Raw genomic sequence first — 19,502 nt, 5'->3', positions numbered from 1 at the left:
GCCTGTTCTGCGCCACCATCGACGCGCCGCGGTCAACTGCGGGTGAATGTCCCCTGGCGTGGTGGGCTAGCTTGCGGCCGCAGCATCCGCGGCGGGCGGGGCCACTTCGCTGCAGACCACGGTACGACCATTGTCCTGCGCGAGTTCTGCGCCGTCGTCAGTGGTGACAAAACGCAGGCCGACTTCGGACCACACCGGTGGCTGGCTGCCACGGATCACGCCGAGATTGACGATGCGGCCATCGGTCATGCGCAGGCGGGCGAAGCGCCCCTCGCGAATGATCTCGACGACACCGGCGCTCGGGCAGTCGTAGGTCGAGGTCACGGTTTCAGGTGTCGGCGCGGGCACGGCGGGCGGCGGGCCGGGCGCGGCGGCCGGGGCGGGCTGGGCCGGCGGCTCTGCGGAACAGGCCGCCAGCGTGACGGCGGCGAGTGCGGACAGCATCTGGACGGATCGCATGCGGGGCTCCGGCGTGGACAACGAAGGTTCGATTGTCGAGAAGCGCGCCTCAGGGATCAACGCGCCGGCACGACCTGGGCCAGCACCGCGACGTAGTGGCAGACGCTGCCGCCGATGCAGAAGAGGTGCCAGATCGCATGCGCATACGGAATCGAATCACGCATGTAGAAGAAGGTGCCGAGCGTGTAGAACACGCCGCCGGCGATGATCCAGCTCAGGGTCCAGGTGTCGAGCGCGGCGGCGACGGGGCCGATCGCGATCACCACCAGCCAGCCCATTGCGACGTAGATCGCGGTCGACAGGCCGCGGAAGCGGCCGGTGTAGAACAGCTTGAACACCACGCCGGCCAGCGCCAGCGTCCAGATGATGCCGAACAGCCACCACCCCAGCGTGCCGCGCAGGCCGATCAGCGTGAAGGGCGTGTAGGTGCCGGCGATCAGCAGGTAGATCGCGCAATGGTCGAACACCTTCAGGCGGCCCTTGACCACCGGATGTTCGACTGCGTGATACAGCGTGGACGCCAGATACAGCAGCAGCAGCGAGACGCCGAACACGATCGAGGCGCCCAACTGCCAGCCGTTGCCGTACAACGCCGCGAGTGTGATCAGGACGGCGCCGCCGGCCAGCGCGGCGGTCGCGCCAAGACCGTGGGTCAGGGCGCTGGCGAATTCTTCACGCTTCGCGCGCAGCGAGCGGGGCGGGGCGGTGGTCATCGACGTCCGGATGGGGGGTTGGACTGCGGTGAAGTATGACCGCGCGTCTGTGAACTGTCAGAGGTGGGATCAGTCGACCGACACCGCATGCGCATGCTCACGCGTGGCAAGGAAGTCAACGCCCTCTGCGCGCTCCTGGGCCAACTGCAGGTTCACCCGCGTCGGGGCCAGATAGACCAGCTGGTCGGCGGCATCAAGTGCCAGGTTCATCGCGTGCTTGTCGCGGAACGCCTCGAGCGTTTTCGCGTCTTTGCAGCGGATCCAGCGCGCGGTGTTGACCTGCACCGGCTCGAAACTCGCATCGACACCGTATTCGTCCTTCAGCCGGTAGGCGACGACGTCGAACTGCAGCACGCCGACCGCGCCGAGGATCAGGTCGTTGCTCATCAGCGGCTTGAAGAACTGCGTCGCGCCTTCTTCCGACAACTGCGCCAGACCCTTCTGCAGCTGCTTGAGCTTCAGCGGATCGCGCAGGCGCGCGCGGCGGAACAGTTCCGGCGCGAAGTTCGGGATGCCGGTGAAGGCGATGTTCTCGCCCTCTGTGAAGGTGTCGCCGATCGAGATCGTGCCGTGGTTGTGGATGCCGATCACATCCCCCGGATACGCCTCGGCGGCGATCTCGCGATCACTGGCCATGAAGGTCAGCGCATTGGCGAGCTTGAGCGGTTTGCCGGTGCGCGGGTGGAAGGTCTTCATGCCCGCTTCGAAGCGACCCGAGCACACCCGCATGAACGCCACGCGGTCGCGGTGCATCGGATCCATGTTCGCCTGGATCTTGAACACGAAGCCGGTGAGCTTGTCTTCCTGCGGCGCGACCTTGCGCGTCGTGGTCTCGCGCGGCTGCGGCGGCGGGGCGTGTTCGACGAAGAAGTCCAGCAGCGGCTGCACGCCGAAGTTGTTGACGCCCGAGCCGAAGAACACCGGCGTCTGCCGGCCGGCGCGATAGGCCTCGAGGTCGAAGGGATGGCTGGCGCCCTGGACGAGTTCGAGTTCGTCGCGCAGGTCGGCCAGCATCTTCTCGCCGATCTTCTCGGCCAGGCCGGGCGCATCGATCGACGGGAAGATCGTCGAATCCTGGCGGGTGAAGTTGCGGCCCGGCTCGTACAGATGCACTTCGCCGGTCACCAGGTGCACCACGCCCTTGAGGCGCTGGCCCATGCCGATCGGCCAGGTCACCGGCGCGCACTGGATGCCGAGCACGGTCTCGACCTCGTCGAGCAGGTCGATCGGGTCCTTGCCCTCGCGGTCGAGCTTGTTGATGAAGGTCATGATCGGCGTGTCACGCAGCCGGCAGACTTCCATCAGTTTGATCGTGCGTTCCTCGACGCCCTTGGCCACGTCGATGACCATCAGCGCACTGTCGACGGCGGTCAGCACCCGATAGGTGTCCTCGCCGAAGTCGGCGTGGCCGGGCGTGTCGAGCAGGTTGACGACGCGGCCCTCGTAGGGGAACTGCATCACCGAGCTGGTCACCGAGATGCCGCGCTCCTTCTCCAGCGCCATCCAGTCGGACGTCGCGTGGCGCGCGGCCTTGCGGCCCTTGACCGAGCCGGCCATCTGGATCGCACCGCCGAACAGCAGCAGCTTTTCGGTCAGCGTGGTCTTGCCGGCATCGGGATGCGAAATGATCGCGAATGTGCGGCGGCGGGAGCTTTCGGAGGCGATATCGGACATGCGGGCGGCCGCGCGGGTGCGCGCAGGCTGGAATCGGGAAGCCGGCGATTATACTTATACGCCGCCGTCGCGCAGGCTCAGGGCGCCGCCGGCGCCGGGTCTGTCTGCACCTGTCCGAAGCGCAGTGGGCCGTCGGGTCCAAGCATCCGGAACGGCAACGATTCAAGCCGCATGCCGCGGTTGGCCTGGACGACGAAATGCAGATGCGGCGCCGTGCTCAGGCCGGTATTGCCGGAAAAGCCGATGATCGTGCCGCGCAGCGCGCGCGCGCCCGGCGCGACGACCACGCCGGCCTGCTGCAGATGCGCGTAGAGCGCCATCGTGCCGTCGTCGTGGAGGATGCGGATGAAGTTGCCGCGCACGCGGTCGTCGGCCGGGTCGACCGTGGCGCGCGGATCGAGGCGCGCGGTCGCATCGGCTTCGACCTGCATCACCACACCATCCCGTGCGGCCAGGACCGGCGTGCCGGGCGTGACTGCGAAATCCACGGCGTGGCGGTTCTCCGCATCGGCATGGCTGAAGCCGCCGCCGTAGCCCTGGGCGATCTGCAGCGGTGCATCGCGCAGGGGATAGAGGTATTCGACGTGGCGGACGCGCGCGACGGGCAGGCCCGGAACCGCGAGCAGCGACAGGCGTGTGCCCGCGGCCTCATCGCGCAGGTTTGCGACAACCACGCGTCCGCCTGCCGGCACGGTCGCGCGGGCGGGCAGCGCCGGCGTGGCGATCGGTGGGGCGCCTTCCGCCTGCAATGTCACTTCGACCGGGCCGGCGAGGTGGTTCAGCGCGATCGCCTCGGTGCCGCCGAAGCGCGCACGGAGTTCGAGCTCGACACGCGGGGCGGACTTCGAGGTGGCCGTTGCGACAGGCGCAGGTGCGGCCTGCGCTGCGGCCGCGTCCGTCCAGTGGCCGGTGGATGGCGTCTGCGCCTGCACGGCGCCCGCTGCCCACATTGCCGACAGGGCCAGCGTCGTATGCCATCGCACCCGGCGCATCTGCCGACTCAGCGCCCGCAATCGGGATCGAGTTGCAGCGCAGTTGTCACGTCGCGCAGATCGAAGGCGACGACCGACGCGTCGTTATCGACCGCGAACAGCGCACCGGACGGAAAGCGCGCGGTCGGTGAAGGATGCAGGGCGATGCCGTCGGTGCCGGCGACGTGCGCACCGACGAAGCTGCCAGCCGGCGTCAGTTGTGCGCGATCGAAGATCCGGAACACGGTGCGCGGCCGCAACTGGTCGGCGACGACCCAGTACCCGCCGTCGACACTGCACGACCACAACGCAATGCCTTCGGGCTCGGCTTCGAATGTGCCTGCCGGCAGGCGACGGCCGGTGTATGCGCCTTTGAGCGTGTAGACGTGGACGGTGGCGTTGTGGCGCACATCCTCGTCGGCGATCAGCAACTGGTCGTGGGCCGCGTCACCGGCGATCGACTCGACGATGCGCAGCGCGGTCTGCGCATCCGTCGCGCCGAAGCTGCCGAGCGCGGTGGCCTTGGGCGAGGCACCATCGTGCGCCTCAAATCGGAAGCGGCGCACGCGCTGATCGAGGCTTGCGAGATCGGGCACCTGCGCGTGGTCCGCGCCGTCCATGAAGCTGTCGGTGACGTAGACCTCGAAGATATCCGGCGCGACTTCGTTGACCCAAAGGCCGTAGGGGCTGCGGAGCGTGTCGGCGCCGAATGCGGCAAGCGGGGTGAAATCCGGAAGCGAGAACACCTGGACGCGGTGGTTGTCGCGCTCGACGACGAACACCAGATCGCCGTGCACGGCGATACCGTTGGGCCGGTCGAACTTGCCGGGCATGGCCCCGCGGGCACCGACGGTGCGCAGCATCGCGCCGGTGTCGGCATCGAAGACGCGCAGTTGATGGCTGCGTTTGGCCGTCGCGATCAGCCAGGTGCCACCCTCCGGCGTCGGCCAAGTCGCCAGTGAATCCAGTTCGTCGTCCGCATGCGCGGACGAACGCCAGGCTTCGCCGACGACGGGTCGATCGACCGCCGCACTGACCGACGAGGGCGGCGACGCAGGTGCGGTTGGGCGGGTGGGAGCAGCGGTGCAGCCGGCCAGCAGAGCGGCCGCGAACAGGAAGGCGATGCGCATCGGCGGATTATGACGAGCCCGGCACGCATCTGGCGTACCGGTTGCAATCGAAAGCTTCCATCGCTGCATCCGGATGAAGCGATTGACTTTCGAAAAAGCGGGTGGCAACCTGCACGCATCCATCGAGACCGGCGGAGGGGCAGGCCCTTTGATGCCGGGGCAACCTGATGGGATCCGCGCATCGCGCGGCGTCCATCGCGGTGCCAAGTCCTGCGGGGACCTGAGTGTCCACCGGAAGATGGTGATGCCGTATCGGCGTTCGCGCCGGTGTTGTGTTCCGCCGAGAGGCGACTTCCGGTGATTCCCGCGAGACGCGATGGCCCAGCCCATCCGGAATCCCGTGCCATGAGTCTCGTCGACACTACCGCTTACCGCCCCGACCCCACGCCCGATGCGGCGTACGTGCACGCGTTGGCTGCCGATGCGCCGATCGCGCACGCCGTCACCCGCGGCAGCATCGATGTGCAACTCGCCACCCGGCATGCCGGCATGCGTCAGGTCACGCTGCGGTATCAGCTGCAGGGACCGGCATCGGCGCCGGTGGTGTTCGTCGCCGGCGGGATCTCCGCGCATCGTCATCTGGCCGCGAACGCCGCACATGCCGAAGCCGGCTGGCTCGACAGTTTGGTCGCAACGGGGCGCACGCTCGATCCATCGCAGCTGCGTCTGCTGGCGTTCGATTTTGTCGGCGCCGATGGCACGCTCGACGCGCCGATCGACACCACCGACCAGGCCGATGCAATCGCCGCGCTACTCGACGCGCTGGGCATCGCGCGTCTGCATGCGTTTGTCGGCTATTCCTACGGCGCGCTGGTCGGCCTGCAGTTCGCGGCGCGCCACGCGCCACGTGTGCAGCGACTGGTCGCGGTCAGCGGTGCGCATCGCGCGCATCCGTATGCGGCCGCATGGCGCGCGCTGCAGCGGCAGGCCGTTGCGCTGGGCCAGTTGCAGTGCGCCGATGCACAGGGCCTGTCGCTGGCGCGCCAGTTCGCGATGCTCAGCTACCGCACGCCGGAAGAATTTGCCGAGCGCTTCGACGCCGCGCCCGAAATCGTCAACGGCCGCGTACGCGTCGCCGCCGAGGACTATCTCGACGCCGCTGGCGCGCGCTACGTCTCGCGCACGCCGCTCACCGCGTGGCTGCGCCTGTCCGAATCCATCGACCTGCACCGCGTCGATCCGCGTGACATCCGCGTGCCGACCACCGTGGTCGCCGTCGAAGGCGACCGCCTGGTCCCGCTGGCCGATGCAGTGACCCTGCTCGAAGGGCTGGGCCCGAGCGGCCAGCTGCGCGTGCTGCGCTCGCCCTATGGCCACGACGCCTTCCTCAAAGAAACCGACCGCATCGATGCGCTGCTCGCCACCGCGCTGCGTGCCCCCACATCCGGAGACCAAGCATGAGCATCCACGCCCCGACCGACGCCGCCTGTCAGCCCGCAACCCGTGCCGTGCGCGCCGGCATCGATCGCGATCCGGCCTATGGCGCGGTGACGCCGCCGATCGTGCTGTCGAGCAACTTCAGCTTCGCCGGCTTCGGCGAGAAGCGGCAGTACGACTACACCCGCAGCGGCAATCCCACGCGTGATCTGCTCGGCGAAGCGCTGGCCGAACTCGAAGGCGGTGCGGGCGGCGTGGTCACGTCCACCGGCATGGCCGCGATCACTCTGGTGCTCAATGCGCTGCTCGAGCCGGGCGATCGTCTGGTCGTGCCACATGATGCCTACGGTGGCAGCTGGCGCCTGTTCGACGCACTGGCACGCAAGGGCCACTTCGAGCTGGTGACCGCCGATCTCACCGATCCACGCGCGCTGGCCGACGCGCTGGCCACGCAGCCGAAGCTGGTGCTGGTGGAGACGCCATCGAACCCGCTGCTGCGCATCACCGACCTGCGCTTCGTCATCGACGCCGCGCACCGCGCCGGCGCGCTGGTGGTGGTCGACAACACGTTCCTGTCGCCGGCGCTGCAGCGGCCGATCGAATTCGGCGCCGATGTCGTGTTGCATTCGACCACCAAGTACATCAACGGCCACAGCGACGTGGTCGGCGGCGCGGTCATCGCGCGCGACGCCGAACTGCACGCGCAGCTCGCCTGGTGGGCGAATGCGCTGGGCATCACCGGCTCGCCGTTCGACAGCTTCCTGACCCTGCGCGGCCTGCGCACGCTGGATGCGCGCCTGCGCGTGCATCAGGAGAACACCGCCGGCGTGGTCTCGTTGCTCGACGCCCATCCGGCGGTCGCGCGCGTCCACTATCCGGGTCTGGTCGATCATCCGGGGCATGCGATCGCCGCGCGGCAGCAGACCGGCTTCGGCGCGATGCTGTCCTTCGAACTTGCCGGTGCGCCCGGCGTGGCGCAGGACGACGTGGTGCGCGCATTCGTCGACGGACTGCGCCAGTTCACGTTGGCCGAATCGCTCGGCGGTGTGGAAAGCCTGATCGCGCATCCGGCGACGATGACGCATGCGGCGATGACGCCGGCGGCGCGCGCTGCGGCGGGGATCTCCGACGGTCTGCTGCGACTGTCGGTCGGCATCGAGGCGCTGGACGATCTGCTGATCGACATCGAGGCCGGGCTCGCCCGCGCCGCGACCGTGCTGGACGCGGCCACGCGCCCGTCCCGCGCAGGCATCGAAGCATGAGTACGGTCGTGCAGTTGCGGCAGGGACGTCGGGCGCAGCCGCGGCCCGCGCGTTTGGCGCTGCTGGGCACCGGCACGGTCGGCTCGGCGTTCGTCGAGCGCTATACGCGGCTCGCCGCGCAGGGCGTCCCGCTGCCCGAGGTCGCGTGGCTGTGCAATTCGCGCACCCAGGTCCTCGGCGGCGACGATCTGCCCGCCGCGCTCGCGCAGGCGCGCGCCGCGGCGCACCGACGCGCTGGATTCCCCCCGTGGGCCGAAGGCGAAAGCCCGAAGCCGGGCGACATCATCGTCGACGCCACCGCCAGCGAAACCGTCGCCGACTGGCATCCCGAGTGGCTGACGCGTGGCGTGCACGTGGTGACTGCGAACAAACTCGGCACCGGTGGCGATCTGGGCCGGGCGCAGGCGATCGGCGATGCGCGCGCGATCGGCGGTCGCTACGGCGACAGCGCAACGGTCGGCGCGGGCCTGCCGTTGCTGCGCAGCCTGCGGGCGCTGATCGACGGCGGCGACCGCATCCATGCAATCGAAGGCGTGCTGTCGGGTTCGCTGGCCTGGTTGTTTTCGCATCACGACTGCAGCCGTCCGTTCTCTGCGCTGGTGCGCGCGGCGAGCGCGGCGGGCTACACCGAACCGGACCCGCGCGTCGACCTGTCGGGCGAGGACGTGCGCCGCAAGCTGCTGATTCTCGCGCGGGCGGCGGGCATCGCGTTGCCCGCGCATGAGGTCGTCGTCGAATCGCTGGTGCCCGAGGTGCTCGCACGCGCTGCCGACGCCGATGTCGACCAGGCGCTGACCGCGCTGGACGGGCCACTCGACGCACGTCGCGTGAAGGCGGCAGCGAACGGAGAGCGGCTCTGTTTCGTCGGACGTTTCGATGCCGACGGCGCGCGCGTGGGCCTGCGGGCATTGCCGATCGGGCATCCGCTCTGTGCGGGCAACGGCACCGACAACCGGGTGGCGATCCACAGCGATCGTTACAGCGCGCAGCCGCTGGTGATCCAGGGCCCGGGCGCAGGCGCGGAGGTCACGGCTGCGGCGCTGCTGGACGATGTACTGGCGATCGCGCATGCACAGGCCGACAGTGGCGAGCGGGTCGGAATTCTCTGACTGGGGCAAACCCTAGATCGGGTGCGCCCCGGTGTTATCTGCAGGCCCCACGCGCTGGAATAGCGTCATTCAGTTTCCATCCAGCCAGGGGCCATTCCATGACCGACTCCCTCAATCTCTCCGTCTCGCTCAACATCAGCGGCCAGTTGCCCAGCGTGCAGAGCGCCGCCAGCACCCAGCGCACTGCCGACGGCCGGGTCCAGTTCGAAAACGATAATTACCGCATCACCGCCGGCGACAACGACGAAGTCATCGTCTTCAACAAGGGCACCGGAGAGAACTACCGCATCTGGGGCGACCCCCATGTCGAGATCGACGGCAAGCATGCGTTCGATTTCTGGGGCCAGACCACCTTCCAGCTCGACGACGGCACCAAGGTCACGATCGAGACCACGCCCTGGGACAAGGGCGGCAATGGCGCGACGGTCGCTTCCGTGGTCACGATCACCGACGGCGATTACGGCGTGCAGATCAGCGGCGTGGACAGCAATACCTACGGCGATCTGTCGTTCCAGGAATTTGCCGGTGGTGGCCGCGTGCTCGACGCCGCGGTGCGCGACGGCAACGTGCTGCTGGAGAACGAAAACGGCAGCGGGTTCATCGCCGTCGACCAGAACGGCAACATCCAGAATGTCGACCAGGCTTTCATCCTGGCGACCGACGAGCTGAAGAATGGTGGCCCGGATTTCCTCGCGCATTTTTCCGAGATTTTCAGCTTCTTCACCGGGCTGATGGCGATCAGCTTCAACGGTGGCCTGGCGCTGGGCAGCGACAATCCGAACCGGGATCCGGAGCCGGTCGCCAATCCGGTGCCGTGGCAGTTCAGCCTGACGCTGTCGATCAATGCCTGATCGGCCCTGAGCTCTGTCAGTGCATGCGAGCCCGGCTTCGGTCGGGCTCGCCGTCGAGGCAGTGGTGATCGAGCGAGTGCGTCGTGCGCACGGCCATCCTGCATGGGCCAGAGTGGCTGCTGGTATCCGCGCTCAGAAGCCTGCATTGAAGTGCTGCTGGATGGCCTGGGCGGCAAGGACAGGTTGATGTTGCAGCAGGAAGTGTGGGCCCTGCAGCCGGACCCGTTTCGCCGTCGGGCGTAGGGTCTGGATCTCGCGCCAGCAGCGCGGCGGCACCAGCCGGTCGTGGCTGGCCTGTAGGTAGAGGATCGGGCATCCGATGCGGGCCAGGTCAGCGCTGGCATCGACCTTCAACACTTCCGAAAGGCGCTCCCGCGCGACAGCGGCCGGCATGTCCGCAAGCGCCGCCTGCTCACGACGCATCCATTCCTGCGTGGTCCAGCGTCCCATCATCGCCGGCATCAGCAGGCGGGTCGGCGGCTTGGGCCAGGGCAGCCTGAGCAGTGGCCGGAACGGCCGAAACCAGGGCTGGGGCGAGGCGGCGAAGCTCGCGCACAGAACCAGTCCGACCAGGCCCCGGGGCCGTGTTGCGGCGATCCGGATCGCGATTGGGCCGGAGAACGATTCTCCGATCAGCAGGAAAGGCGTATCGCGGGGCAGATGTTCCACGGCCAGCGCCTGGAGGCCGTCGTAGCCGAGAATCCGGTCTGCCGGATACGCCACCACATCGACCTGGAACCCCGGCCTCACCGCGGAGACGAATTCGCCGAGCAGCGCCCCCGATCCATCCATGCCGGGAAGCAGCAGCGCCCGCACGAGATCAGCACTCGATGACGTTGACCGCCAGACCGCCGCGCGAGGTTTCCTTGTATTTGTCGCGCATGTCGCGGCCGGTGTCGCGCATGGTCTTGATGACCTTGTCGAGGCTGACCTTGTGCTTGCCGTCGCCGCGGAAGGCCATGCGCGAGGCATTGATCGCCTTGACCGCGCCCATCGCGTTGCGCTCGATGCAGGGGATCTGCACCAGCCCGCCGATCGGGTCGCAGGTCAGGCCGAGGTTGTGCTCCATGCCGATCTCGGCCGCGTTCTCGATCTGGCTCGGCGTGCCGCCGAGCGCGGCGGTCAGACCGGCGGCGGCCATCGAACAGGCCACGCCCACTTCGCCCTGGCAACCGACCTCCGCGCCCGAGATGCTGGCGTTTTCCTTGTAGAGGATGCCGACGGCCGACGCGGTCAGCAGGAAATCGAAGATGCCCTGCTCGGTGGAATTCGGGCAGAAGCGGTCGTAGTAATGCAGCACCGCCGGCAGGATGCCGGCCGCGCCATTGGTCGGCGCGGTGACGACGCGGCCACCGGCGGCGTTTTCCTCGTTGACGGCGAGCGCGTAGAGGTTCACCCAGTCGAGCACGGTCAGAGGATCGCGCATGCCGGCTTCGGGCTTGGATGAGAGCTCCGCATGCAGCGCCGGCGCGCGGCGGGTGACATGCAGGCCGCCGGGCAGGGTGCCGGTCTGGCGGATGCCGCGCGCGACGCAGGACTGCATCGCCGCCCACAGCTCGCGCAGGCCGTCGCGGATCTCGTCCTCGCTGCGCCAGACCTTCTCGTTCTCCAGCATCAGCGTCGAGATGCTGAGCCCGTGCGCGTTGGCCTGCGCGATCAGCTCGTCGCCGCTCGAGAACGGATACGGCACGTCGGTGGTGTCGGCGACGATGCGGTCTTCGGCAGCCTCGTCCTCGTTGACGACGAAACCGCCGCCCACCGAGTAGTAGTCGCGCGTCGCGATGACCGCGCCGTCGGCATCGTAGGCGGTGAAGCGCATGCCGTTGGTGTGGAAGGGCAGCTTCTGCCGCTTGTTCATCACCAGATCCGACTTCTCGTCGAAGCCGATCTCGCGGATGCCGCCGAGCAGCAGCCGCTTCTCGCCGCGGATGCGTACCAGCGCGTCGGGAATGATGTCCGGGTCGATCAGATTCGGCATGTGGCCTTCGAGGCCCATCATCAGCGCCTTGTCGGTGCCGTGACCGCGGCCGGTCAATGCCAGCGAACCGAAGACTTCGGCTCGGATACGCGCCACGTCATCCAGCCGCCCCGGCACTTCGAGCCAGCGGCGCACGAACCGCGCGCCCGCGCGCATCGGCCCGACGGTATGCGAGGAACTCGGCCCGATGCCGATCTTGTAAAGGTCGAAAGTGCTGACTGCCATCGCGCTATTCTACGGCCCGCGCCTGCATCCAGGCCTGCTGCGACGCGCCATGACCGCTCCGACGTTGATCCTGTACCAGCGCGACGACTGCCACCTGTGTGATCTGGCCCTCGACGTGCTCGCGCAGGGGCGCGCGCCCGCGTTCGACAGCGTTTTCATCGACGACGATCCGCGTCTCGAAGCACGCTATGGCGAGCGCGTGCCGGTGCTGCGCGACGCGACGCGTGGCGTCGAACTGGACTGGCCGTTCGACGTGGCACGGCTGCGGCTGTGGCTGGCCGCCGCCGCGCTGGTGGTGTTGCCGACTGGTGCAAGCGCCGGCATGCCGCCTGCGGTGGGCGATGTGGATTTCGCCAATACCGGCGGCATCGCGCGGGCAGAGGCGTCGCCGTGGATCGGCAAGCGGCTCGTTGACATCCTCGCCGTGGACGACATCGACCGCATCGTCCTGACGAAAGCGGCGACCAGTGCGCCGGGGGATGTCGATCTGCGCAACATCCGCGAGATGCTGCGTGCCGCCTCGTCGCCGGCCCGGGCCGAGGATCTGCAGGGCCGGTTCGGCTTGCTGCAGCTGGGTCACCCGGCGTCGACCTGGGAAGGCCTGCTGTTGATGCGCGCCGGGGCGATCCTTGGCTTCTTTATCGACGATGAAGTGATTTGCCTGCGTGGCGCCGCAGGCGAGGTGGCCTGCTGGCGACGTTGACCGGCCGCCGGGTCAGGGCGCCGGCGTCAGGTAGACCCGGGTGCTGACCGCGATCTCGTTCGGGATCGTGCCGGTATCGGCCCATTCGCCGCCGCCCACGCCGAAATCGAGACGGCGCACCGTCGCCCGGCCCGACAGCAGCGGTCGTGCGCCGTTCGTCCATGTGAAGGTCAGCGTCACCGGCTTGCGCACGCCGCGCAGTTCCAGGGTGCCGTCGGCGGCGTACTGGCCGTTTCCGAGATCGCGAAAGCCGGTTGCGGTGTAGGTCGCCTGCGCGAACTTCGATGCGTCGAAGAACGCGTCGCCGCGCATCTCGGTGTCGTAATCGGCGTTTTGCGTGGTCGCGGTGGCGACCGGGATGGTCACGGCCAGCTTGCCGCTAGCGAGATCGGCTGGATCGAAGCTGACCGTAGTGCGGAAGCCGGGAAAGGTGCCGGCGAACGTCTCGCCCTGGTACTTGCCGGCAAACGCCAGCGAGGAGCCGGGCGCCTGCACGTAGTCGGCGGCAAGGGCAGGCAGGGCGAGCGCGGCGGTCAGCGCGCCGAGGGCGAGGGAGCGGAACATGCGCATGGCATCAGTCCTGGATGAAGGGAGTCGGAGTGCGGTGACGCAGCCAGCCACGCGGCAGCATGCGCGCCAGCGTGTCGTCGCGCTGCAAGAAATGGTGATACAGCGCTGCCGCTGCGTGCAGCATTGCCAGGCCGGCCAGCGTCCAGAACAACAGTTCGTGCACGTTGCCGGCCAACTGGCGCAGGTCCGCATCACGCTTCACCAGTGCCGGCAGGTTGAACAGCTTGAACCACTGCAGCGGATAGCCGGCGGCGGAATTGAAGGTCCAACCGCTGAGCGGAATCGCGAACAGCAGGCCGTAGAGCAGCCAGTGCGTCAGTGACGCGAGCCGGTCCTGCCAGCGCGGGCCTGGCACCGGACGCGGTGCGCCGGCGTACAGGCGCCACAGCAACCGCAGCGTGGCGAGCGCGAGAATCGTCAGGCCAAGCGACTTGTGCAGGGCATAGAGCTCGATCTTGGTCGGGCTGTTGCGCATGTCGCCCATCACCAGCCCGAGAGTGCCGGTCGTCAGGATCAGCGCCACGACCAGCCAGTGCAGCAGCTGGCTGACGCCGCCCCAGCGGTCGGGCCGATTGCGGAGCGTCATGGGGTTGGCTCTGTCGGCGGCGTTGCAGGCGTGCCTTCTACAGGCGTGTCGGGCGCCGGTACTTCGGCATCGGGCACATCATCCGCAGCATCCGGTTCATCGCCTGTATCCGCGGCGCCTCGACTGCGCGTGGCTTCCACTTCGAGCCGCAGCTCGACGGCGTCTCCGATCACCGACGACCACGCGTCGATGCCGAAGGCGGCGCGCGACAACGCCGCGGTCGCGGAAAAGCCCACAGTGCGGCGGAACGGTGGCAGCGGGTATCGCTTGAGGCCATTGAGCACGACCTGCAGCGCGACTTCGCGGGTTTCGCCGCGCAGGGTGAGATCGCCATGGACGAGCGCACGCTGTGCGTCGATCGGCTCGATCCGCGTGGAGACAAAGGTCGCGACCGGATGCCGCTCGCCGTCGAGCAGGTTGCGCGCGAGCGTGGCCTGGTTCCATTTCGCATCGCCCAGATCGATGCGCGCGATCGGGATCGACACCTCCACGCGCGCGGTGCTCCAGTCGTCGGGATCGAACACGATCGTGCCGGTACTGCCCGACACCGTGCCGATCGCCTTCGAAAAACCGGCGTGGTCGATGGCGAACTGCACGCGGGTATGGACCGGGTCCAGCGTGTACTGCGCCGGCGCGGCCCAGGCGGGCGCGCCCATGCCGAGCAGCAGGAAGGATGTGAGGACGAGCTGGCACGGCAGTCGCATCGGAGAGTCCGGATGGCCGCCGAGCGGGCGGTCTTGCCGATTCTAGGCGCGTGCCGTCGGTGCGGCGCAACTTGCGGTGGCAACGCAGCGTTGCGAGGATGCCGGTCGGGACGCGCGGCCAACGCGCGGCAGCGGGTTCGGGGAGTGGGATGCGTCTTGCAGGGATGATGCTGGTGGGGTGGCTGTGCAGCCTGTGGGCCGGAGCCGTGTGGGCGCAGGAGGCGGCGGTGACGGCCAGCATTCCGCAGCCACGGCAGATCGGCGTGCTCGATGGGCTGCCGTCGAATCGCGTGAATGGCATTGCCGAGGATCAGCAGGGCTATCTGTGGATCGCAACGCGTGATGGGCTCGCCCGGTTTGATGGCGTGGGCTTCCGCATCTGGCGTATCGAGGATGGTCTCCAGGACAATCTTGTCTGGGCGGTCCATGTGGATGCGCAAGACCGCGTCTGGGTGGGCACCAGTCGCGGTGTCCTGTCGATGCTGGATGCACGCCGGACGACGTTCACCCACTACAGCCACGCGTCGCATCCGGAAATCAATGTCGATGACATCTGGAGCGTGACCTCCACGGCGGATGGCGCAGTCTGGTTCGGGACCGGCGAGTCCGGCTTGTACCGGCTGGGACCGGACGGTGGCCTCCGGCAGTTTCGGGCCGACGCAGCAAATCCACGCAGCCTGCCTTCGGACAGCGTCGGCTATTTCGCCATCAGCCGCGAGGGCACGCTGTGGATCGGCACCCGGGACGGTGTCGCATCATGGAATGGGCGTGACTTCCAGCGAATCAAGATGCCCGCCGGCATGTCCGGCGTCGTGGATGGCCTTTCGTTCGATTCGGGCGGTGACCTTTGGATCGCTGTGGCGGCGGACGGCGTGGTGCGGATGACGGCCGGACGTATTGAACGGGTTTCCCTCCGCGATCCTGTATTGAACCAGCCACTGCTGCACATGCTGATCGAGGACCGACAGGGCACGCGATGGTTTGATTCGCGCAGCGGCCTCGCACGTAGCGTCGATGGACAAGTCGAGAACGTGCCACTGGTGAGTTACACCAGTCGAGGCGCGCTGCGCCCTTATTGGACGGCTGCCTACCAGGATCGAGAAGGCGGGCTTTGGTTCGCCAGCAGCGATGCGGCCCTGTGGTACCTACCCGCAAACTGGCGCAATTTCACGACATTGAAGCGGCAGGTATCGGATCCGACGTCGATGGCCAACGCCTTCGTACGGGGCGTTGCATCCGCATCCGATGGCGGTTTTTGGTTGGTCGGCAGCGGGGGCATGCTAGACCATCTTGACCCTAAAACGGGCAGCATCGACCACCGCCTGCCCAGGGTCTGTGGAGATCTCGTCATCCGGACCGTGTACGAGGCGGCGAACGGCGTGATCTGGATCGGCTGCTTTGAGCAGTTGGTGCGCTTCGATCCAACTACCGGCGTGATCAGGCGCTGGCACCGCGACGACGTGCAGGACCCGACGGTCAAAGGGCATATCGACCATATCGCCGAGATGGACGACGGCACCCTGTGGTTTGCGAGTCACTATGAAATTCAGGCGCGGGCACCGGACGGGCGCGTGAGCGAATCGATCCGGTGGGACGACATCCGTGGACAGAGGCCCGCGATCCGTCCGACACAGGCGACGCGCGGACCCGACGGAACCCTGTGGCTTGCGACCGATTCCGGCCTGTACAGCTGGAACAGGACTGACCGTAAGTTCAAGCCGGTGCCTGGAGCCCCCGATTGGGAAGTAGGCGCGTTCGCGCGGCAGGGTGGGGACACCATCTGGGTGGCAGGTGCAGGCAGGCTCGGCGCCTATGAGTGGACTGGCGTCGAGCTCAAGGCGAAACGCATGTACGGACACGCTGATGGGCTTCCACTCGTGATGTCAGGCGGGATTGCTCTCGATGACGAGGGCAATATCTGGATGACGACCGTGCGCGGCCTCGTGCGTATCGAGCCGTCGACGTCTCGCATCCGTATCTATGGCGCGCGCGATGGACTTCCCAGCCAGGATTTCAGCGACCAGAAGTTCGGGGTATCGAATGCGGGTCATCTCGCGGTCGGTAGTGCTGAGGGTCTGCTTCTGTTCCACCCAAAGAACGTGCATCGGCGTGAAACAACGCCGCCGCTGGTGATCGAACTTCTGGATGTGCGCCGTGGTGACGCCGAGGTCGAACTGCCTATGCAGGGGGCGATCCAACTGCGCCATGGTGACCGGGATCTGCGGGTGGTTGCCCGCCTGCTGTCGTTTACCGACGCGCACACCCACCACTATCGTTTCCGACTCGACGGTTATGAAAGCGAGTGGGTGAACGCTGACGAGGCTGCTGAGCGTGTGTTCCCACGCCTGGAGTCCGGACGTTACACGCTGCTGGTCGAGGCCAGAACGGAAGACGGTGAGTGGACCGCGCTTGCGCCAATGTCAATCCATCAGGCGCCACCGTGGTGGCGGACGATCTGGGCATTCATCGCAGGATTCTTGATCGTGCTCATACTGGTAGCGCTTGCCGCTGCGTCCTATCGCCGTCGGCTGCGGCGCAAGGCAGAGTGGCAGCTGGCTGAACACAAGCGGCAGCTAGCAGAGCAGGCATCGCTTGCGAAGACACGCTTTCTCGCGACACTGGGCCACGAAGTCCGCACGCCGATGACCGGTGTGCTCGGGATGAGTGAGTTGTTACTTCATACGACACTGGATGCACGCCAGCGCGGTTACGCGGAATCGATTCGTCGTGCTGGCGAGCACCTGATGCGGCTGGTCAACGATGCGCTCGATCTGGCGCGCATCGAGGCTGGCAGGCTTGAACTCGATCCGCAGCCGTTCGAGGTCGCACGGCTGGTGCAGGATGTCGTCGCGATGTGCGCGCCGATGGCTCGCCAGAAGTCGCTGGGCTTCGATGTGGTCGTCGACCCTGCCGTTCCGGCGTGGGTGCTCGGCGATCCGGGGCGTGTGCGTCAGATCCTCCTCAACCTGCTCGGCAACGCGGTCAAGTTCACCGAGAAAGGCAGCCTCGGTCTACGCGTGGAAGTCGATCCATCCGGGGCGCTGTGTTTCGTCGTCACCGACACGGGCCCGGGTCTCAGCAGCGAACAGCGCGAGCGCCTGTTCCGCCGGTTCGAACAGGCCGAAGGCGCCCGCACCGCCTCGCGTTATGGCGGTAGCGGGCTGGGGCTTGCCATCAGCCAGGAGCTGTCGGCCACGATGGGGGGGCAGATCGATGTCGATAGCACGCCGGGCGAAGGCACGCGATTCCGGGTGGTTCTACCATTGCCGGTCGTCACCGATCCGCCGCCTCCGCAGTCCGATTGCGGAGGCGAACGCATCACGTCCGCAGTGAGTCTGGAAATCCTGCTGGTCGAGGACGATCAGACTATCTCCGAAGTGGTTGCAGGGCTTTTGCATTCGCAGGGGCACGAGGTGGTGCACGTCATGCATGGCCTCGCCGCATTGTCGGAGATCGCCACGCGTAGCTTCGATCTGGCGCTGCTCGATCTCGATCTGCCCGGCATTGACGGCTTGGCCCTGGCCGGGATGATGCGTGCGCACGGGTTCGTCCAGCCGATAGTTGCGGTCACCGCACGCGCGGATGCCGAGGCCGAGGCGGCGGCGCGCGCGGCGGGCTTCGACGGCTTCCTGCGTAAGCCGCTGACCGGAGAAATGCTGTCCGACACGCTGGCCTTGAGCTGGCGACCCAGGCGCGACGACGACGAACCCCCAGGCGGGCTGTGACGGCTGCCGCCGGATTGCATTGCTGCGTCTGAACCGCACAAGCCGCATTCGTGCCGTCTCGAATGCCGCGACGGCGCACATGCAGGCTTGGCGCCTCGTGCACAAGCCGCTATCCAGACTGCGCCCATGGCCGTCGCGTCCAACGATCTGATCCAGCTGCGCCCGGAAGGGCTGTACTGCCCGGCGGGCGATTTCCATATCGACCCGTGGCGGCCAGTGGCGCGCGCGGTGATCACGCATGGTCACGGCGATCACGCGCGGACCGGCATGGGCGCCTATCACACCACCCGCATCGGTCTGCCGATCCTCGAATGGCGGCTCGGCGAGCAGATCTATGCGGCGCACGAATATGGCGTGCCGTTCCAAATGGGCGCGGCGACGGTGTCGCTGCACCCGGCCGGGCACGTGCTGGGGTCGGCGCAGGTGCGGGTGGAGGTCGACGGCGAGGTCTGGGTCGCGTCGGGCGACTACAAGCGCCAGCATGATCCGACCTGCGATCCGTTCGAGGTCGTGCGCTGCGACACTTTCATCACCGAGGCCACGTTCGGACTACCGGTCTACCGCTGGCCCGACACCTCCGAGGTCGCCCGCGACATCGTCGCCTGGCGCGAGCACTGCGCCGAGCGCGGCGAAGCGGCCATTCTGTACTGCTACGCCCTCGGCAAGGCCCAGCGCGTGCTGGCGGAACTCGCGGTGCATACCGATGAACCGGTTCTGCTGCATGGCGCGGTGGCGAATGGCGTGGACGTGTACCGCCGCGCCGGCGTGCCGATGATCGCCACGCTGCCGGTGGCTGATACCGACAAGGCTGCCGACTTCGCCGGCAAGCTGGTGCTGGCGCCGCCGTCCGCAGCAGGCAGCGCCTGGATTCGCCGCTTCCGGCATGGGCAGCAGGGCTTCGCCTCGGGCTGGATGCAGATCCGCGGCAACCGGCGCCGTCGCAACTACGACCGCGGGTTCGTGGTGTCCGACCATGCGGATTGGCCGGACCTGATGCGCACGGTGCGCGAGACCGGCGCGTCGCGGGTGATCGCCACGCATGGCAACACCGACGCGATCATTCGTGCGCTCAACGAGGCTGGCATTGCGGCCGAGGCGTTCCGGACGGATTTCGGGGGTGAGGAATGATGGCCGGTAGCCTGGCTTCGGGTTCGGCTCGGCTCGCGTTTTGCTCTGGCTTTCGCTCTTCGCTTCTGATCTCGAATCGAGCCGTAGAGCGAGCCGAGCATCGCAGGGCGACGGGGTCGGAGAGCAGCCCATGTCTGAGCGCAGCGAGTTTGGGCTGCGTGCCCCGTCGTCCGAGAAGCGCAGGGGACCGCCGCAGCTGTATCGCGGCGGATCGCGTCCGGCGAAGGGGATTTTTGGTTCCTTTTTGGCCCGTCAAAAAGGGACTCGCGCGCGAAGCGTGCGAAAGCCGTGCACCTGATGTGGTTTTTGTTTATGCGTCTCTCTTCGCGGGTTCAAC

Annotated in this window: 16 protein-coding genes, 1 pseudogene and 1 riboswitch; of the genes and pseudogenes, 7 read left to right on the top strand and 10 right to left on the bottom strand. The window is 67.5% G+C overall.

Features of this window, described 5'->3' with window-relative positions; all coding sequences use genetic code 11:
- Window positions 1–66: 66 nt before the first annotated feature.
- The 5 genes from J2W68_RS01560 to J2W68_RS01540 form a co-directional block, all read right to left on the bottom strand.
- Window positions 67–459, bottom strand: a complete 393-nt coding sequence (locus J2W68_RS01560) for a hypothetical protein (protein ID WP_310232034.1) — start codon at window positions 457–459, stop codon at window positions 67–69.
- A gap of 56 nt (window positions 460–515) precedes the next feature.
- Entirely contained in the window at window positions 516–1,172 is a 657-nt protein-coding gene (trhA, locus tag J2W68_RS01555) for a PAQR family membrane homeostasis protein TrhA (RefSeq protein WP_310232032.1), read from the bottom strand.
- A 69-nt stretch (window positions 1,173–1,241) separates the two neighbouring features.
- Entirely contained in the window at window positions 1,242–2,846 is a 1,605-nt protein-coding gene (locus tag J2W68_RS01550) for a peptide chain release factor 3 (protein ID WP_310232029.1), read from the bottom strand.
- Between the two features lie 77 nt (window positions 2,847–2,923).
- Complete coding sequence (locus J2W68_RS01545; RefSeq protein ID WP_310232026.1) at window positions 2,924–3,838, bottom strand: M23 family metallopeptidase; 915 nt, start codon at window positions 3,836–3,838, stop codon at window positions 2,924–2,926.
- Between the two features lie 8 nt (window positions 3,839–3,846).
- Complete coding sequence (locus J2W68_RS01540; RefSeq protein ID WP_310232023.1) at window positions 3,847–4,947, bottom strand: phytase; 1,101 nt, start codon at window positions 4,945–4,947, stop codon at window positions 3,847–3,849.
- A 116-nt stretch (window positions 4,948–5,063) separates the two neighbouring features.
- Window positions 5,064–5,192: riboswitch (SAM riboswitch) on the top strand.
- 100 nt (window positions 5,193–5,292) lie between these two features.
- Between J2W68_RS01540 and metX the strand changes: the two genes are divergently transcribed.
- The 4 genes from metX to J2W68_RS01520 all read left to right on the top strand — a co-directional run bounded on the left by metX (window position 5,293) and on the right by J2W68_RS01520 (window position 9,546).
- Window positions 5,293–6,348 carry a homoserine O-succinyltransferase MetX gene (gene metX, locus J2W68_RS01535; RefSeq protein ID WP_310232020.1) on the top strand — a complete coding sequence of 352 codons (1,056 nt, stop codon included), beginning with the start codon at window positions 5,293–5,295 and terminating at the stop codon, window positions 6,346–6,348.
- Window positions 6,345–7,586 (top strand): O-succinylhomoserine (thiol)-lyase, encoded by a 1,242-nt coding sequence (locus J2W68_RS01530; protein WP_310232018.1) that lies wholly within the window; start codon window positions 6,345–6,347, stop codon window positions 7,584–7,586. The genes metX and J2W68_RS01530 overlap by 4 nt, the downstream gene beginning before the upstream one ends.
- Window positions 7,583–8,695, top strand: a complete 1,113-nt coding sequence (locus tag J2W68_RS01525; RefSeq protein WP_310232016.1) for a homoserine dehydrogenase — start codon at window positions 7,583–7,585, stop codon at window positions 8,693–8,695. The genes J2W68_RS01530 and J2W68_RS01525 overlap by 4 nt, the downstream gene beginning before the upstream one ends.
- A 98-nt stretch (window positions 8,696–8,793) precedes the next feature.
- Window positions 8,794–9,546, top strand: a complete 753-nt coding sequence (locus J2W68_RS01520; protein WP_310232014.1) for a DUF1521 domain-containing protein — start codon at window positions 8,794–8,796, stop codon at window positions 9,544–9,546.
- A 132-nt stretch (window positions 9,547–9,678) separates the two neighbouring features.
- Here the strand turns inward: J2W68_RS01520 and J2W68_RS01515 are convergent, their stop codons facing one another.
- Window positions 9,679–10,362, bottom strand: coding sequence for an alpha/beta fold hydrolase (locus J2W68_RS01515; RefSeq protein WP_310232011.1), 684 nt, complete (start codon window positions 10,360–10,362; stop codon window positions 9,679–9,681).
- A 4-nt stretch (window positions 10,363–10,366) separates the two neighbouring features.
- The gene (locus J2W68_RS01510; RefSeq protein ID WP_310232008.1) at window positions 10,367–11,749 is read right to left on the bottom strand and encodes an L-serine ammonia-lyase; all 1,383 of its coding nucleotides are present in this window, start codon (window positions 11,747–11,749) and stop codon (window positions 10,367–10,369) included.
- A 49-nt stretch (window positions 11,750–11,798) separates the two neighbouring features.
- Between J2W68_RS01510 and J2W68_RS01505 the strand changes: the two are divergent.
- Window positions 11,799–12,029 (top strand): annotated as a pseudogene (locus J2W68_RS01505) (glutaredoxin family protein); the annotation flags it as partial.
- A 435-nt stretch (window positions 12,030–12,464) separates the two neighbouring features.
- Here the strand turns inward: J2W68_RS01505 and J2W68_RS01500 are convergent.
- The 3 genes from J2W68_RS01500 to J2W68_RS01490 are packed head-to-tail and all read right to left on the bottom strand — an operon-like array spanning window position 12,465 to window position 14,312.
- Complete coding sequence (locus J2W68_RS01500) at window positions 12,465–13,022, bottom strand: YceI family protein (RefSeq protein WP_310232005.1); 558 nt, start codon at window positions 13,020–13,022, stop codon at window positions 12,465–12,467.
- Between the two features lie 4 nt (window positions 13,023–13,026).
- Entirely contained in the window at window positions 13,027–13,608 is a 582-nt protein-coding gene (locus J2W68_RS01495) for a cytochrome b (RefSeq protein ID WP_310232000.1), read from the bottom strand.
- Window positions 13,605–14,312, bottom strand: a complete 708-nt coding sequence (locus J2W68_RS01490; RefSeq protein WP_310231998.1) for a YceI family protein — start codon at window positions 14,310–14,312, stop codon at window positions 13,605–13,607. Before J2W68_RS01490 ends, J2W68_RS01495 begins: the two co-directional genes overlap by 4 nt.
- 149 nt (window positions 14,313–14,461) lie before the next feature.
- On the opposite strand from J2W68_RS01490, the gene J2W68_RS01485 reads away from it, so the two are divergent.
- Entirely contained in the window at window positions 14,462–18,037 is a 3,576-nt protein-coding gene (locus J2W68_RS01485) for a hybrid sensor histidine kinase/response regulator (RefSeq protein WP_310231996.1), read from the top strand.
- 126 nt (window positions 18,038–18,163) lie between these two features.
- On the top strand, window positions 18,164–19,165 hold the full coding sequence (locus tag J2W68_RS01480) for a ligase-associated DNA damage response exonuclease (protein WP_310231995.1): 1,002 nt from the start codon (window positions 18,164–18,166) through the stop codon (window positions 19,163–19,165).
- The last annotated feature ends 337 nt before the right edge of the window (window positions 19,166–19,502 follow it).

This window comes from Luteimonas terrae, assembly GCF_031457535.1.
Lineage (GTDB): Bacteria > Pseudomonadota > Gammaproteobacteria > Xanthomonadales > Xanthomonadaceae > Luteimonas > Luteimonas terrae_A.
The sequence above is the reverse complement of the archived record's forward strand: the minus strand, read 5'-3'. Positions and strand labels throughout refer to the sequence as shown.

What these genes read in the sequence shown, in the direction of transcription:
- J2W68_RS01495 (WP_310232000.1), bottom strand. Translation starts at nt 13,608, where the DNA reads ATGACGCTCCGCAATCGGCCCGACCGCTGGGGCGGCGTCAGCCAGCTG.
- J2W68_RS01540 (WP_310232023.1), bottom strand. Translation starts at nt 4,947, where the DNA reads ATGCGCATCGCCTTCCTGTTCGCGGCCGCTCTGCTGGCCGGCTGCACC.
- J2W68_RS01530 (WP_310232018.1), top strand. Translation starts at nt 6,345, where the DNA reads ATGAGCATCCACGCCCCGACCGACGCCGCCTGTCAGCCCGCAACCCGT.
- metX (WP_310232020.1), top strand. Translation starts at nt 5,293, where the DNA reads ATGAGTCTCGTCGACACTACCGCTTACCGCCCCGACCCCACGCCCGAT.
- J2W68_RS01490 (WP_310231998.1), bottom strand. Translation starts at nt 14,312, where the DNA reads ATGCGACTGCCGTGCCAGCTCGTCCTCACATCCTTCCTGCTGCTCGGC.
- J2W68_RS01520 (WP_310232014.1), top strand. Translation starts at nt 8,794, where the DNA reads ATGACCGACTCCCTCAATCTCTCCGTCTCGCTCAACATCAGCGGCCAG.
- J2W68_RS01560 (WP_310232034.1), bottom strand. Translation starts at nt 459, where the DNA reads ATGCGATCCGTCCAGATGCTGTCCGCACTCGCCGCCGTCACGCTGGCG.
- J2W68_RS01525 (WP_310232016.1), top strand. Translation starts at nt 7,583, where the DNA reads ATGAGTACGGTCGTGCAGTTGCGGCAGGGACGTCGGGCGCAGCCGCGG.
- J2W68_RS01545 (WP_310232026.1), bottom strand. Translation starts at nt 3,838, where the DNA reads ATGCGCCGGGTGCGATGGCATACGACGCTGGCCCTGTCGGCAATGTGG.
- J2W68_RS01510 (WP_310232008.1), bottom strand. Translation starts at nt 11,749, where the DNA reads ATGGCAGTCAGCACTTTCGACCTTTACAAGATCGGCATCGGGCCGAGT.
- J2W68_RS01480 (WP_310231995.1), top strand. Translation starts at nt 18,164, where the DNA reads ATGGCCGTCGCGTCCAACGATCTGATCCAGCTGCGCCCGGAAGGGCTG.
- J2W68_RS01500 (WP_310232005.1), bottom strand. Translation starts at nt 13,022, where the DNA reads ATGCGCATGTTCCGCTCCCTCGCCCTCGGCGCGCTGACCGCCGCGCTC.
- trhA (WP_310232032.1), bottom strand. Translation starts at nt 1,172, where the DNA reads ATGACCACCGCCCCGCCCCGCTCGCTGCGCGCGAAGCGTGAAGAATTC.
- J2W68_RS01485 (WP_310231996.1), top strand. Translation starts at nt 14,462, where the DNA reads ATGCGTCTTGCAGGGATGATGCTGGTGGGGTGGCTGTGCAGCCTGTGG.
- J2W68_RS01550 (WP_310232029.1), bottom strand. Translation starts at nt 2,846, where the DNA reads ATGTCCGATATCGCCTCCGAAAGCTCCCGCCGCCGCACATTCGCGATC.